The sequence below is a fragment of the Allobosea sp. Tri-44 genome (assembly GCF_004123845.1).
Classification (GTDB): domain Bacteria; phylum Pseudomonadota; class Alphaproteobacteria; order Rhizobiales; family Beijerinckiaceae; genus Allobosea.
Map to the genome: position 1 here is coordinate 977492 of NZ_NBDP01000030.1, position 13722 is coordinate 991213.

At 66.3% G+C, this 13722-nt stretch carries 14 protein-coding genes; 3 read left to right on the forward strand and 11 right to left on the reverse strand.

The features are described 5' to 3' along the window. Nucleotides 1-20: 20 nt before the first annotated feature. The 5 genes from B6S44_RS21110 to B6S44_RS21125 form a co-directional block, all read right to left on the reverse strand. Complete coding sequence (locus B6S44_RS21110) at nucleotides 21-1427, reverse strand: TRAP transporter large permease (RefSeq protein ID WP_129158811.1); 1407 nt, start codon at nucleotides 1425-1427, stop codon at nucleotides 21-23. Between the two features lie 3 nt (nucleotides 1428-1430). Beyond that, the gene (locus tag B6S44_RS21115; protein WP_129158812.1) at nucleotides 1431-2009 is read right to left on the reverse strand and encodes a TRAP transporter small permease; all 579 of its coding nucleotides are present in this window, start codon (nucleotides 2007-2009) and stop codon (nucleotides 1431-1433) included. Continuing rightward, the gene (locus B6S44_RS30100; RefSeq protein WP_282568193.1) at nucleotides 2006-2134 is read right to left on the reverse strand and encodes a hypothetical protein; all 129 of its coding nucleotides are present in this window, start codon (nucleotides 2132-2134) and stop codon (nucleotides 2006-2008) included. The genes B6S44_RS21115 and B6S44_RS30100 overlap by 4 nt, the downstream gene beginning before the upstream one ends. A gap of 67 nt (nucleotides 2135-2201) precedes the next feature. Further along, nucleotides 2202-3173, reverse strand: coding sequence for a sialic acid TRAP transporter substrate-binding protein SiaP (locus B6S44_RS21120; RefSeq protein WP_129158813.1), 972 nt, complete (start codon nucleotides 3171-3173; stop codon nucleotides 2202-2204). A gap of 43 nt (nucleotides 3174-3216) precedes the next feature. Beyond that, nucleotides 3217-3969 carry a FadR/GntR family transcriptional regulator gene (locus B6S44_RS21125; RefSeq protein WP_129158814.1) on the reverse strand — a complete coding sequence of 251 codons (753 nt, stop codon included), beginning with the start codon at nucleotides 3967-3969 and terminating at the stop codon, nucleotides 3217-3219. Nucleotides 3970-4203: 234 nt separating this feature from the next. Here B6S44_RS21125 and B6S44_RS21130 point away from each other — a divergent pair, with 234 nt between their 5' ends. Then, nucleotides 4204-4515 (forward strand): hypothetical protein, encoded by a 312-nt coding sequence (locus tag B6S44_RS21130; RefSeq protein WP_129158815.1) that lies wholly within the window; start codon nucleotides 4204-4206, stop codon nucleotides 4513-4515. A gap of 9 nt (nucleotides 4516-4524) precedes the next feature. Here B6S44_RS21130 and B6S44_RS21135 read toward each other — a convergent pair whose 3' ends face one another. From B6S44_RS21135 to B6S44_RS21150, 4 genes are read right to left on the reverse strand one after another with little or no spacing between them, the layout of a single operon-like run. Continuing rightward, nucleotides 4525-5310, reverse strand: coding sequence for an ABC transporter ATP-binding protein (locus tag B6S44_RS21135; protein ID WP_129158816.1), 786 nt, complete (start codon nucleotides 5308-5310; stop codon nucleotides 4525-4527). Continuing rightward, nucleotides 5307-6080 carry an ABC transporter permease gene (locus B6S44_RS21140; protein WP_129158817.1) on the reverse strand — a complete coding sequence of 258 codons (774 nt, stop codon included), beginning with the start codon at nucleotides 6078-6080 and terminating at the stop codon, nucleotides 5307-5309. The genes B6S44_RS21135 and B6S44_RS21140 overlap by 4 nt, the downstream gene beginning before the upstream one ends. 2 nt (nucleotides 6081-6082) lie before the next feature. After that, complete coding sequence (locus B6S44_RS21145) at nucleotides 6083-6595, reverse strand: mismatch-specific DNA-glycosylase (protein ID WP_206735200.1); 513 nt, start codon at nucleotides 6593-6595, stop codon at nucleotides 6083-6085. Then, a complete protein-coding gene (locus tag B6S44_RS21150; RefSeq protein WP_129158895.1) occupies nucleotides 6592-7545 on the reverse strand; it encodes an ABC transporter substrate-binding protein in 954 nt (317 codons plus the stop codon). Before B6S44_RS21150 ends, B6S44_RS21145 begins: the two co-directional genes overlap by 4 nt. Before the next feature lie 409 nt (nucleotides 7546-7954). Here B6S44_RS21150 and B6S44_RS21155 point away from each other — a divergent pair, with 409 nt between their 5' ends. Beyond that, nucleotides 7955-9511 (forward strand): acetolactate synthase large subunit, encoded by a 1557-nt coding sequence (locus tag B6S44_RS21155; RefSeq protein WP_129158818.1) that lies wholly within the window; start codon nucleotides 7955-7957, stop codon nucleotides 9509-9511. Between the two features lie 110 nt (nucleotides 9512-9621). Then, complete coding sequence (gene msrA, locus B6S44_RS21160; RefSeq protein ID WP_129158819.1) at nucleotides 9622-10128, forward strand: peptide-methionine (S)-S-oxide reductase MsrA; 507 nt, start codon at nucleotides 9622-9624, stop codon at nucleotides 10126-10128. Nucleotides 10129-10310: 182 nt separating this feature from the next. Here the strand turns inward: msrA and B6S44_RS21165 are convergent, their stop codons facing one another. Continuing rightward, a complete protein-coding gene (locus B6S44_RS21165) occupies nucleotides 10311-11351 on the reverse strand; it encodes a histone deacetylase family protein (RefSeq protein WP_129158820.1) in 1041 nt (346 codons plus the stop codon). A gap of 71 nt (nucleotides 11352-11422) precedes the next feature. After that, nucleotides 11423-13636 carry a putative bifunctional diguanylate cyclase/phosphodiesterase gene (locus B6S44_RS21170; RefSeq protein ID WP_164985900.1) on the reverse strand — a complete coding sequence of 738 codons (2214 nt, stop codon included), beginning with the start codon at nucleotides 13634-13636 and terminating at the stop codon, nucleotides 11423-11425. Nucleotides 13637-13722: the final 86 nt, after the last annotated feature.

Sequence of the window (13722 nt, forward strand, 5' to 3'; positions counted from 1 at the left end):
CTCCGATGCTCCAGCGCGCCCTATCTGATCATGCCCATGGTGCGCGGCAGCCAGAGCGTCAGCTCCGGGATGAAGGTGATCGCGATCAGCGCCGCAAAGAGCGGGATCAGCCAGGGCAGGATCGCCATGGTGGTGCGCTCGACCGAGAGCTTGGCGACGCGCGAGAGCACGAACAGCACCATGCCGAGCGGCGGGTGCAGCAACCCGATCATCAGGTTGAGCGTGAGGATCAGGCCGAAATGGATCGGATCGATGCCGAGCTTGAGTGCGATCGGCAGGAGGATCGGCACGACGATGGTGATCGCCGCGATGGTGTCGAGGAAGCAGCCGATGAACAGCAGCAGCAGGTTGACCAGGATCAGGAACACCCATTTGTTCTGGGTGAAGCCGAGGATCAGGTCGGAGAGCAGCTGGGCCGTCTGCGACACCGTCAGCAGCCAGGCGAAGATCGAGGCGGCGGTGACGATGAACAGCACCGAGGCGGTGGTCTCGATCGTGTCGAAGGTCGCCTTGGTCAGGCTGCGCATGGTCATCGAGCGGTAGCGCACCAGGCCGAGGAAGAGCGACCAGATCACCGCCGCGGCGGCCGCCTCCGTCGGCGTGAACCAGCCCATGGTCATGCCGCCGATCAGGATGACCGGCGTCATCAGCGCCATCACGGCCGAGAAGTTGAAGTAGTAGTCCATGGCCAGCAGCACGGCGAGCGCGATGCCGATGGCGAGGTTGGGATCGAGCCCGGCGAAGACCAGCCCGTAGGCCAGGACCGGGAAGCCCATCACGACCAGCACCTCGATGCCGGCCGAACCGAGGTCGCGCAGCGAGAATGCCGTGTCCGACCCCCATTTGTAGATGCGGGCGAAGATCGCGACCGTGAGCATCATGAACAGCGTCATCACCACGCCGGGGATGACGCCGCCGAGGAAGAGCGCGCCGATCGAGGTGTTCGACATCATGCCGTAGATGACGAAGGGCAAGGAGGGCGGGATGATCGGCCCGAGCGTGGCGGACGCCGCGGTGACGCCGACGGCGACCTCGGCCGAATAGCCGTGGTCCTTCATCGCCTTGATCTCGATCGTGCCGATGCCGGCGGCATCGGCGATCGCGGTACCCGACATGCCGGAGAAGATCACCGAGCCGATGATGTTGACCTGGGCAAGACCGCCGCGCATCCAGCCGACGAGGGCGACGGCGAAGGCGTAGATGCGGCCGGTGACGCCGGCGATGTTCATCAGGTTGCCGGCGAGGATGAAGAAGGGCACCGCGAGCAACGGGAAGCTCTCGACGCCGGCGATCATGCGCTGGGCCAGGATCACGTCCGGCACGGTGCCGGAGACGAGGATGAAGGCGAGCGAGGCGACGGCCATCGAGATGGCGACCGGCACGCCGAGGATCATCAGGCCGAGGAAGCTTCCAAGCAGGATCAGCATGGGTCAGGCCTCCGAGCCGTCGAAGGCCGAGGGACGCTCCAGCACCGAATAGCCGCGGCGCCAGTTCTGCCAGGCGACCTGGATCGCCCGCAGCGTCATCAGGGCGAAGGCGATCACGACGGCGTAGAACACCACCGATTTCGGGAACTGGATCGTCGTCATCATCTCGTCCGGGATGAGCTCGGCATAGCGATGCGTCAGTACCGTGCCGTAGGCGAAGAAGCCGATGCGCACGATGTCGACGAAGGTCGAGAGCACCCGGCCGGCGCCATGCGACAAATAACGGTAGAGGAAGTCGACCTGGATGTGGCGCGAGGCGCGCACGCAGAGCGCGGAGCCGAGGAAGACCACGACGATCAGCGCGTAGATCGCGATCTCCTCGGTCCAGGCGAAGCTGTCGTTGAGGACATAGCGGGTGAAGAACTGCGCCACGACGCAGGCGACCATCAGCCAGAAGGCGGCGAGCGTCACCCAGTCCTCGAGGCCATAGCCGGAAAGGTCGGCTGGCGGCGGCGCCTCGTCGAAGACGTGGGCGATCTCCTCGCTGGTGACTTGGGTATGGATTTCCGGCGTCGTCGTCATGGCTCGCTCTTCACTTCGGCATCACTCCAGCCGTCATGCTCGCCCTTGTGGCGAGCATCCACGTCTTGAACGCCGCGCTCGATCAGCGAAGCAAAGACGTGGATGGTCGGGACAAGCCCGACCATGACGGAGGGGCGACGTGCATCGGTTCCAGAGCCGGCCCTGCGGCCTGCTCCGAAAGGACGGATCAGCTCACTTGATCGCCTGGATCCTCTCCCAGTCGGCCTTGCGATAGCCGTACTGCTCGAAGTTCACGTTCTTCTCCACGGCGGCGAGGAAGTCGGCCTTGTCGATCTCGGTGACCGAGAGCCCCTTGTCCTTGAAGACCTGGACGAGCTTCACCTCATCGTCCTGGATCTTCTTGGTGGCGCGCGTCGCCGCCTCCTGGGCGACGTCGGTGAAGAGCTTGCGGTCCTCGGCCGAGAGCTTGGCCCAGAGCTGCTTCGAGACGACCGTGTTGAGGTGGTCGACGATGTGGCCGGTGAGCACGATGTGCTTCTGGACCTCGTAGAACTTCTTGGCGTCGATGGTGTTGAGCGGGTTCTCCTGCGCCTCGACGGTGCCGTTCTGCAGCGCGAGATAGACCTCGGCGAAGGCGATCGGCGTGGTGTTGGCGCCGCAGGCGCGCGGCATGGCGAGATAGGCCGGCACGTCGGGCACGCGGATCTTCAGGCCCTTCATGTCGGCGCAGGCCTTGATCGGCTTGTTCGAAGTGGTGTGGCGCGTGCCGTAATAAGTCACGGCCAGGATCTGGTGGCCGCTCTTCTCCTCATAGCCCTTGGCCATCTCCTTGAAGACGTCGCTCTTCACATAGGCGAGCAAATGGTCGGGGCCGCGGAAGATGAAGGGATAATAGGTCACGCCGATCGGCGGATAGGCGCGGGCCGCGAAGCTCGAGCCGGAGATGATCATGTCGACCGTCCCCAGCGTCAGGCCCTGGTTGATGTCGGTCTCCTTGCCGAGCTGCGAGGCCGGATAGACCGTGATCTCGTATTTGCCGTTGGAGCGCTTCTTGATCTCCTCGGCGGCCCAGACCGACTCGGTGTGGAAGGGTTCGGAGGTCTCGTAGACATGGGCCCATTTCAGCTTGGTCTGGGCCTGCGCCGGTGCAACGGCGAAAAGAGCGCCGGCGGCGAGCGCGGCGAGGGCGTGGTGCAGTTTCATCGTCTGTCCTCCCTGAAGGTCACGGGTGTGATCTGGTCTTGCGTCATTTGATCGGCCGCGGCCGGCGCTGACGCTCGCCTGCCCGCTTGAAGTCGGTCTCGCCGAAGCTCTGCGAAAAGCGCTCCTGCGAAGCCTGGAGATGGGCGTACATCGCCGCGCGCGCCGCCTCGTGGTCGCCAGCGGCGAGTGCGGCATGGATCGCGCGATGCTCGGCGGCAGCCGTGCGCCACGACTGCTCGTTCTCGAAATACTGCGCGAGCTGGCGGAAATACGGGCTCATACGCTGGTCGAAGAGCTCGCCGACGCAGCGCACCAGAACGGTGTTGCCGAGCATCGCGGCGATCTCGACATGGAAGGCGCGGTCGAGCGCAATCAGCCGCTCGGCCGGCAAACCGGGCTGCTCCATCTGGTCGAGGATGCCGGCGAGACCGGCCAATTGCGCGGGCGTCGCCTGCGCTGCAGCTTCAGCCGCGACCGCGCCCTCGATCAGCCTGCGCGCGGCGAGCACCTCGAACGGCCCCTCCATGGGAAAGCCGGCTCCGGCGAGCTGCGCCGCAGCCTGCGCGGGATCGACGACATAGACGCCCGAGCCCATGCGGATGCGCACGCGCCCCTCGACCTCGAGCGCGATCAGGGCCTCGCGTACCGAGGGGCGGGAGACGCCGAGCTTCTCCGCGAGCTCGCGTTCGGGCGGCAGGCGGCTGCCGACCGGAAATTCATGCTGGTCGATGAGATGGCGCAATTGATCGGCGATCTGCCGATAAAGACGCGGCGACTCGACGACTGCGAGCGGCATCGGCTCCCTGGACCCTTCCCTGCGCCACCCGAATGTGCGGCATCGATTTGGCCATGTGGTCAGGCCAATTTCATCGACAAAAACCACCATACCGGTCTGGTGTCAACCGATTGGCGTTGCCCAATTTGACGAGAACGATCAGACCGAGAAACATGGCGCACGCCGCGGACATTGCCGCGCCATGCGCACAAGCTACAATTTTGATGGGGTGTGACGAAAACTGACCGGATCCATATGAGCACCGAACCTGAAAGCGTGATCCTGCAGCTGCTGCGCGAGATGCGTGCCGACATGGCTCGCCTCGAGGGGACCGTCGCGAGCAAGGACGACATCCGCGAGCTCCAGTCGGATTTCAGCTCGCTCAGGGCCGATGTCGCCTCAGATGTGCTCACCCTGCACAAGGAATTGGGCGGCCAGATCGTCGGGCTTCGCCGAGCTGTGGTGGAATACCACACCTCGGTCATCGGCCACGGCGTGCTGATCAGCGAGCTCGAAGCGCGGCTGCGCCGGGTCGAGCAGCATCTCAACCTGCCGGAAGCGCACTAAGCTCCAGGATCAGTGCCCCTCGGCCGCCAGCACGGCCTCGACGCGGATCTCCTCGACCAGCCGCTCCTTCAGGGCGACGAACTCGGGCGAGGTCTTGATCGTGTAGGGCCTGGGATGCGGCAGCTCGACTTGGATGTCGGCCTTGATCCGGCCGGGCCTCGCGCTCATCACCACGACGCGCGAGCCGACGAAGATCGCCTCCTCGATGTCGTGGGTGACGAAGAGCACGGTCTTCTGCTCGCGCTCCCAGATGCCGAGCAGCATCTCCTGCATCAAGGCGCGGGTCTGATTGTCGAGCGCGCCGAAGGGCTCGTCGAGCAGCAGAATCTTGGGATCATTGGCGAGCGCCCGCGCGATCGCGGTGCGCTGCTGCATGCCGCCCGAGAGCTGCTTCGGGAAATGGTCGACGAAGCCGGTGAGCCCGACCCGCTCGGCCCATTTGCGGGCGATATCGAGCCGTTCGCGTTCCGGCACGCCCTTCTCGCGCAGGCCGAAGGCGATGTTCTGGGCCACGTTCAGCCAGGGGAAGAGCGTGTAGCTCTGGAAGACGAAGCCGCGATCGGCGCCCGGCCCGGTGACGGGAGCGCCGTCGAGCAGGATCTTGCCTTCGCTCGCCGTCTCCAGCCCGCCGATGATGCGCAAAAGCGTCGACTTCCCGCAGCCCGAGGGGCCGAGGATGGTGATGAAGTCGTTGTCGGCGACGCTGAGCGAGGTCGGCATCAGCGCGCGCGTCGGCTGGCCCTTGCCGCGCGCCGGGAAGACCTTGCCGACCTGGTCGATCAGGAGCTTGCTCATGCCTGCGCCCACGGAAACAGGCGCTGGTTGACCGCCTTGAAGAGGAAATCCGAGACCAGCCCGATCAGGCCGATGATGATGATGCCGAAGATGATCTGCCCGGTGTTCAGCAGCGCCTGGCTGTCGGTGATCATGTGGCCGATGCCGGAGGACGAGCCGATGAGCTCGGCGACGATGACATAGGTCCAGGCCCAGCCGAGGACGAGGCGGAAGATCTCGGCAATCTCCGGCGCGGCATTGGGCAGCAGCACGCGGCGCACCACGGAAGGATCGCTCGCGCCCAGCGTATAGGCGGCGTCGACCAGGTCGCGCCTGATGCCGCCGACCGCGACCGCGATCATCAGCACGAGCTGGAAGAACGAGCCGATGAAGATGACGAGCAGCTTCTGCGTCTCGCCGATGCCGGCCCAGAGGATCAGCAGCGGGATGAAGGCTGAGGCCGGCAGATAGCGCGCGAAGGAGACGAAGGGCTCGAGGAAAGCCTCGACCGGCTTGTAGGCGCCCATCAGGATGCCGAACGGCAGCGCCAGGACCACGGCCAGGACGAAGCCGCCCAGCACCCGCCAGATCGTCATGCCGATGTCGAACAGGAAGCCGTGATTGACGAGCAGATTCCAGCCCTCGGCGACCATGGTCAGGGGATCGGCAAGGAAGAGCTTCTGCACATAGCCGCCAAAGGTCGCGATCGACCAGACCACGACGAAGAGCGCGAAGAAGGCGACGCCGTAGCCGACGCGGGCGCCGGCGGAGACGGGCTGGAGTGGTTTCATCGTCAGAGGCTCGCTTCCTTCGCGAGGGCGGCGAGTTCACGCCAGGGTTCGATCGACCAGTAGCCCGAGGCGGCACCGGATGTGGACGGCAGGACGACGACGCGGATGTCGTCGATGGCTGCAGGCTGAAGGCCGTAGGCTAGTACGCGACCAGCCTCAGCCAGAACAGCCTGGGCGGCGCGCTTGCCGTTGAAGGCGACGATTGCGGGCCGCTGCGCCCGCATCTTGCCGAGGAAGCCCGCGACGTCGAAGTGATCCCGTATCAGCGCCGTATCCGGTCCGAAGGTTCGCTTCGCGACATCGGTGCAGCCGATGCCGTAGCACGGGAGCTCGCGGAAATCGGCCGGACCGAGTTGCAGCGGGATCAGACCGGTCTCGAACAATGTCGGCCAGAACCTGTTGCCCGGGCCGGCATAATAGGCGCCCCGCCGGGCCGAGACGGAACCGGCCTGCGTGCCGCAGAAGACGACGCGCAAGCCCGGCCCCAGCACGTCCGGCAGGACGTGATCAGTCACTTGCCGGCGACGTACTTCGTGTCGACCAGCGTGGTGATGTCGGGCTTGGCCTTGATCAGGCCGATCTCGAGCAGCAGGTCCGCCGCCTTGTTGGTGAAGGCCTGCCACTCGCCGGCGAAGAAGGCCTTGTTGCCCTCGGCGTCCGACCAGCGCAGGTAGCCGGCCGACTTGCCGAACTGCTCGCCGGTCTGCTTCACATCGGCGCCCATGATGCCATAGGCCTTGGCCTGATCGGCCTTGATCAGGGCGAGCGCCTCGAAATAGCTCTTGGTCAGCGCCGCGGCGGCCGCATCGTTCTCGCCCAGGAATTTCGGCGTGCAGCCGAAGGTGTCCATCACCATCGGGTAGTCGAGCGTGGTGGCGATGATCTTGCCGGCATCCGGCTTCTCGCGCACCGCCGAGAGATAGGGCTCATAGGTCATAGCGGCGTCGTTCTGGCCGGCGATGAAGGCCTGCGCCGCCGGGCCGGGCTCCATGTTGACGACGCTGACGTCCTTCACCGACATGCCGTTCTCCTTGAGGATCCAGGCCAGGGCGAAATAGGGCGAGGTGCCGGGGGCGGAAGCCGCGACCGTCTTGCCCTTCAGGTCTTTGATCGAGCCGGTCGCGCTGCGCACGGCCATGCCGTCGGCGCCATAGCTCTTGTCGAGCTGGAAGATCTGCTTGGTCTTGATGCCGGCGGCGTCCCAGACGATCCAGGTCTCGACCGTGGTCGCAGCGCACTGGATGTCACCCGACGCGATGGCGAGGTGGCGATCCTTCTGCGGGATCTTCTTGATCGAGACGTCGAGGCCGTTCCTGGCGAAGATGCCGGCCTCCTTGGCCAGCACCAGCGGGGCAAAGCCGGTCCAGCCGGAGATGCCGATATTGACCTTGGTCTGCGCCTGCGCGCCGGCCGCGGCCATGAGGGTTGCAAGGCCGATCCCGGCGGCCACCCCGATACGCTTCATACCTATCATGACGAACCCACTCCCCTCTTGTTTCTGCCTGCGGCGGAACACCCCGGCCATCGCAGCCCGATCGTGCCCGATAAAGCAAGCTTCGTTCCAAGTCAGGTTAAATGCATATGCAAATCCGTCAAGGCAGTGCGGCATCTCATAAGCCCTCATCCTGAGGAGCCGCGCGAGCGGCGTCTCGAAGGATGCTCCAGGAGGCTCCCGAACCAGTTGGAGCGTCCTTCGAGACGCGATCCTTTGGATCGCTCCTCAGGATGAGGGCTCGATAGGAGCTGACGAATGAACCGCTGATCACCGCCGCTTGGGAAAGCAATGACATTCTCTTGTTTGACACCGCAGTAGCGATCCCCTCCCCTCGGACCATCGGCGCAAAGCGCCTTTGGCTATCGAGAGGTTCTTCCGGATGAATGGCGCCGACCGCCTGTGCGACACGTTGCTGGTCAACGATGTCGATGTCTGCTTCGCCAATCCCGGCACCTCCGAAATGCACTTCGTCGCAGCGCTCGACCGCAAGCCGCAGATGCGTTGCGTGCTCGGCCTGTTCGAGGGCGTGGTCACCGGCGCGGCCGATGGCTATGCCCGCATGGCCGACAAGCCGGCGGCGACGCTGCTGCATTGCGGGCCCGGCATGGCCAACGCGCTGGCCAACATGCACAACGCCAGGCGCGCCTGGACACCGATGATCAACGTCGTCGGCGACCACGCCACCTATCACCTGCAGCATGATGCGCCGCTGACCAGCGACATCGAGAGCCTGGCCCGACCGATGTCGCAGTTCGTGCGCCGCATCGCCTCGCCCGAGGATGTCGGCCCGGCGATCGGCGAAGCCTATGCCGCCTCGCTCACCTTGCCCGGCGTCACCACCGTGATCCTGCCGGCCGATTGCGCCTGGGGCAGCGTCGAGGCGGCGGAGCTGAAGCCGACGCCGCTGTCGGCACCGGGAGAGGTCGATGCGGCGCTGATCCGCGACGTCGCTGGCCTGCTGCGCAAGCATGGGCCGCGCGCTGCGATCATGCTGACCGGCTCGGCGCTGCGCGAGGGGCCGATGGCGATGGCGGCGCGCGTTTGCGCGGCGACCGGCGCCCAGATCTTCGCCCAGATGTCGAATGGCCGGATCGAGCGCGGTGCCGGCCGCGTCGCCATCCCGAAGGTGTTCTACCCCATCGACATGGCGCTGCAGCAACTCAAGGACATCGACCTGCTCGTCCTGATCGGCGCCCAGATGCCGGTCGGCTTCTTCGCCTATCCGGGCAAGCCAGGCCGGCTCGTGCACGAAGGCTGCCGCGTCGAGCAGTTGGCCGTGCCCGGTGATGACCTGCCGGGCACGATCGAGGCGCTGGCCGACGCGCTCTCGGCCAAGGCGACACCGCCCGCCTTCATCGCCGCGCCGCAGCCCCAAGGCGAGGCGCTGCCAACCGGCGCGCTCGACGCCGACAAGGTCTGCACCATCGTCGCGCGGCTCCTGCCCGAGAACGCGATCATCTGCGACGAATCCGTCTCGTCGGGGCGCAGCTTCTATTACGACTGCCACAGCGCGCCGCAGCACGACTACATCCAGCTCACCGGCGGCGCGATCGGCGAAGGCATCCCGCTCTGCGTCGGCGCCGCGGTCGCCTGCCCCGATCGCAAGGTCATCGGCATGCAGGCCGACGGCTCCGGCATGTATACGGTACAGGGCCTGTGGACGCAGGCGCGCGAGAACCTCGATGTCATCACCGTGATCTTCGCCAACCGGACCTATGCGATCCTGCACGGCGAGATGCGCGCAGTCGGCGTCAATGATTTCGGCCGCAACGCCAAGCTGATGCTCAATCTCGACGAGCCGGCGCTGGACTGGGTCGCGATGGCGAAGGGCATGGGCGTCGAGGCCGGACGGGCGACGACGGCCGAGGAGTTCACCAGGCTGTTCAAGGGCGCGCTCGGTCGCAAGGGGCCGTTCCTGATCGAGGCGGTGATCTGAGCTGCGAGCCTGCGCGCTCTCGATGAAGGTGTTGCCGATTGTAACCTGACGCGCCGACATAGCGAACTCAGGTTTCGATGCTTATCTCGGCGGGATCAAGGAGGTTTGACATGACGGAACGTGCTGTACTTGCAGGCGGTTGCTTCTGGGGCATGCAGGACCTGATCCGCAAGCTCCCCGGTGTCGAGACGACCCGGGTCGGCTACACCGGCGGCGACGTGAAGAATGCGACCTATCGCAATCACGGGACCCATGCCGAGGGCATCGAGATCACCTTCGATCCCGGCAAGATCGGCTACCGGCAGCTGGTGGAGTTCTTCTTCCAGATCCATGACCCGACGACGCTGAACCGCCAGGGCAACGACCTCGGCACCAGCTATCGCTCGGGCATCTACTATGTCGACGAGGCGCAGAAGAAGACCGCCGAGGAGGTCATAGCCGAGGTGAACGCGTCGGGACGTTGGCCCGGCCGCGTGACCACGGAAGTGAAGCCCGAAGGCGATTTCTGGGAGGCGGAGCCGGAGCACCAGGATTATCTGGAGCGCTACCCGGCCGGCTATACCTGCCACTGGGTCCGCCCGGACTGGGTGCTGTCGGGGCGCGAGGCGGCCGAATAGCGGCTGGAGCCAAAGGAAGAGCGGGCTGGCGTCCGCTCTTCTTCCTTCTCCCCTCGGGGGAGAAGGTGGCAGCGCGCAGCGCTGACGGATGAGGGAAGGGCCGCGCGCGGCCCTTTTTCTTCACCCGGTCACACCGCCCTCATCCCCTGCCGGGACCTTCTCCCCCGAGGGGAGAAGAAGCGCTACTTGAACCCACCCAAAAACGCGTCGAGGCAGTCGCCGATCGCCTCGATGGCGTAGCCGCCTTCCTGCACCACCAGGGTCGGCAGGCCGAGCGCCTTCACCCTCTCGCCGATCGTGGCGAAATCCGACGCTTCGAGCTTGAGCACGCCGATCGGATCGTCCTTGTGCGCGTCATAGCCGAGCGCGATGACGAGGACCTCGGCACCGAACTCGCGAATGGCGCGGCCGGCACGATCGACCGCCGCTTCCATCTCGGCGCCGCCGGCACCGGGCGCGAGTGGCAGGTTGATATTGTAGCCCTCGCCCGGACCATTGCCGCGCTCGTCCTCATAGCCGGTAAAGAAGGGGTAGTAGTTCACCGGGTCGGCATGGACCGAGATCGTCAGCACGTCGTCGCGGCGATAGAAGATTTGCTGGGTGCCGTCGCCGTGATGGGCGTCGACATCGAGGATCGCGACCTTGCGGAATTTACGGCGCAGGCGCTGCGCCGCGATCGCGGTGTTGTTGAGGTAGCAGAAGCCGGAGGCGCGGTCGGCGCGGGCATGATGGCCCGAGGGGCGGCAGAGCGAATAGACGGCGCGCTCGCCAGCGAGGATCGCGTCAGCGCCCGAGACCGCCGTCTCGGCCGAGCGCAGGGTCGAGAGCCAGCAATGCTCGCCGACCGGCACCGACATATCGCCGAGATACCAGCCCATCTGGCCGACGATGCCGATCGGCCGGCAGGGCGGGCGCACATCCTCGTCGGTGCGGCCGCTCCAATAGGGGAAGGTGTTGGGCCAGGCTTCCGGTCCCCGTTCGGGCAAAGCAAGCCAGCGCTCCCACAAGCCCTCGAGGAAGCGGACGAAGCCTTCGTCATGAACCGCCAGGATCGGGCCTGTGCCGTGCTCGGCCGGACGCTCGGGCGTGATGCCGTGCTTGGCCAGCGCGCCGAGCAGCCGCTCGGTCCGCTCCGGCAGGTCCTTCGGCGCCACGATCTGGCCGAAGCGCATATATTGCTGCGGATCATGCTTGGACTGGTCGGGATGGTAGAAGGCGCGCATGCAAGGCTCGTGGCTTTGATCAGGAAGCGCGCATAGCGCCACGAAAACCATTCCACGACCAGTGCGCCGGCTCAGGCGGCGGCACTATCCCCGTGCATGGCGCCGTTCTTCGGCAACAGGTCCGGCAGCTGCAGCAGCCGGGGCACGAGGCTTGCTGGGGCGGGTTTCGCGTAACGATAGCCCTGGGCGAAGCGGCAGCCATGCTCGCGCAGGAAGGCCTCCTGCTCGGCGGTCTCGACCCCCTCGGCGATGACATCGAGACGAAGATCGGCCGCGAGCCGGATCAGCGCCCGCACGATCGCCGCATCGCCCTGCCCCTCGGCGACATGGCTGACGAAGCCGCGATCGATCTTGAGGGCGTCGACCGGGAAGCGCTTGAGATGGGTCAGCGAGGCATAGCCGGTGCCGAAATCGTCGAGCGCGACACGCAGGCCCGCCGCGCGCAAGGTCTTCAGCGTGCGCTCGGCCTCGTCGGCATTGCGGGTGAGCAGCACCGTCTCGGTGACCTCGACGCCGAAGCGATCGGCCGGCACGCCGGCTGCCGCCAGTTGCGCGAGGAGGCGCTCCGGCAGCGCCGGGTCGCGGAAGACGCTCGCCGCGAGGTTGACATGGACATGGCCGACATCGAGGCCGGCATCGAGCCAGCGCCGCAGATCGCTCACCGCCGCGGCGATGATCGCATCGCTGATCCCGTTGGCGATCTCGGCGTCCTGGAAACCTTCCTGGAAAGCCGCGGCCGGGATGATGCCGCGCTCGGCATGGCGCCAGCGCGCCAACGCCTCGAAGCCGGCGATCCGGCCGGTGTCGAGCGCGACCTGCGGCTGATAGTAGGGCAGGATTCGCTCTTCCTTCAGCGCGCCGGCCAGCCCCTGGCAGACGGCGACCCGGCGCGCCATCGCGGCCCGCATCGACGGCTCGTAGACGATCGCCATGTTGCGGCCGTTCGCCTTGGCCCGATAGAGCGCGAGATCGGCGTCCTTCATCAGCTCGACAGCGTCCCGATCATGCTCGGGCGCGAACGCAATGCCGAGGCTCGCACGCGTCGCGATCGTCTGCCCGGCATGTTCGCAGGGCTGGCGCAGCACCTCGATCAGCCGCTCGCCCTTCGCCAGGGCCTGCACCGTCGTCAGCCGCTCGGCGGTCAGCACGATGAACTCGTCGCCACCGAGACGGGCGACGAAGTCCTCCGGGCCGATCGCTGCGGCAAGCCGCGCCGCCGCCTTGATCAGCAGCGCGTCACCGGCATCGTGGCCGAGCGTGTCGTTGACCGATTTGAAGTCGTCGAGGTCGATCAGCAAGAGCCCGACCGCGCCGCCCTTGCGCGCCATGCGCGCCAACTCCCGCTGCAGCCGCTCGCCAAAGAGCAGCCGGTTCGGCAAGCCGGTCAGCGCATCGTGCGTCGCCTGCAGCCGCGTCCGCGCCTCGGCCGCCTTGCGGTCGGTGATGTCGACGATCCCCGCGACCACCGCCGGCGCCTCGCCGATCGGCAGCGTCGTCGCGGTGATCAGGACGTCGCGCACGGCGCCGCTGCCGTCGCGGACCTTCGCCTCATGACTTTTGATCTGCTCCTGCTCATGCAACAAGCGGGCGATCATGCGCCGGTTGCCGCCATCGAGCAGGACATCCTGGACCTGTGCCTGCGTGACCTCCTCGCCGAAATAGCGCTTGGCGGCATCGTTGCCGCGCAGGAAGCGGCCCTCGTCACGCGAGGTGACGATGAGCGGGATCGGCACCGCCATGAAGATGCGCTCGATCATCGCCTGGCTGGCGACGAGCTCGTCCTTGGCCTGGCGCTCGGCCTGTGTCGCCGCCCATTCGAGCCGGCGCAGGCGGTTGCCGTGGACGACGACCAGCCCAAGCGCGAAATTGAGCATCACGAGGACGAGGATCAGGCCCGGCAAGGTCGTGGGCATCGGCCCGCGGCCGAGATAGCCGGCGAGCATGAGAGCACTGCAACCGACACCCAGGACCATGCTCCAGCGAAAGGCCGTCGGCGCCACCAGATAGAAGATCGAGGGCAGCATCAGCACGACGAAGAGCGCAAGATCACTGCGCGACGACACCAGCAGCGCGACGGCGAGGGCGGTCGTGACCTCCCAGCCGATCAGCACGGCTTGCGCCTGCGAGAAGCGCGTCGCCCGGCGCACCAGCGCAAAGCAGAGCAGCGAGGCGAAGACGACCACGAGGCGCGCCGGCACGGCGACGAAGAAATGCGGCGTGCCGTGGAAGCGCCAGTCGCTGGCGAGAAAGAGCGTGTTGAGGATCGCCGAGATCAAGAAGATCAAGCGGCACTGCCGGAGCATCTCGGCAAAGCGCGCATCGCGGAACGCCACTTCCCGGAGGGAATCGCGGAATTCACCACCGAATCGAA

Bases quoted from the DNA above. Each gene is read 5' to 3' on its own strand.
- B6S44_RS21125 (WP_129158814.1), bottom strand. From the start codon at position 3,969: ATGCCGCTCGCAGTCGTCGAGTCGCCGCGTCTTTATCGGCAGATCGCC.
- B6S44_RS21135 (WP_129158816.1), bottom strand. From the start codon at position 5,310: ATGAGCAAGCTCCTGATCGACCAGGTCGGCAAGGTCTTCCCGGCGCGC.
- B6S44_RS21110 (WP_129158811.1), bottom strand. From the start codon at position 1,427: ATGCTGATCCTGCTTGGAAGCTTCCTCGGCCTGATGATCCTCGGCGTG.
- B6S44_RS21155 (WP_129158818.1), top strand. From the start codon at position 7,955: ATGAATGGCGCCGACCGCCTGTGCGACACGTTGCTGGTCAACGATGTC.
- B6S44_RS21120 (WP_129158813.1), bottom strand. From the start codon at position 3,173: ATGAAACTGCACCACGCCCTCGCCGCGCTCGCCGCCGGCGCTCTTTTC.
- B6S44_RS21150 (WP_129158895.1), bottom strand. From the start codon at position 7,545: ATGAAGCGTATCGGGGTGGCCGCCGGGATCGGCCTTGCAACCCTCATG.
- B6S44_RS21165 (WP_129158820.1), bottom strand. From the start codon at position 11,351: ATGCGCGCCTTCTACCATCCCGACCAGTCCAAGCATGATCCGCAGCAA.
- B6S44_RS30100 (WP_282568193.1), bottom strand. From the start codon at position 2,134: ATGGTCGGGCTTGTCCCGACCATCCACGTCTTTGCTTCGCTGATCGAG.
- B6S44_RS21140 (WP_129158817.1), bottom strand. From the start codon at position 6,080: ATGAAACCACTCCAGCCCGTCTCCGCCGGCGCCCGCGTCGGCTACGGC.
- B6S44_RS21130 (WP_129158815.1), top strand. From the start codon at position 4,204: ATGAGCACCGAACCTGAAAGCGTGATCCTGCAGCTGCTGCGCGAGATG.
- B6S44_RS21115 (WP_129158812.1), bottom strand. From the start codon at position 2,009: ATGACGACGACGCCGGAAATCCATACCCAAGTCACCAGCGAGGAGATC.
- msrA (WP_129158819.1), top strand. From the start codon at position 9,622: ATGACGGAACGTGCTGTACTTGCAGGCGGTTGCTTCTGGGGCATGCAG.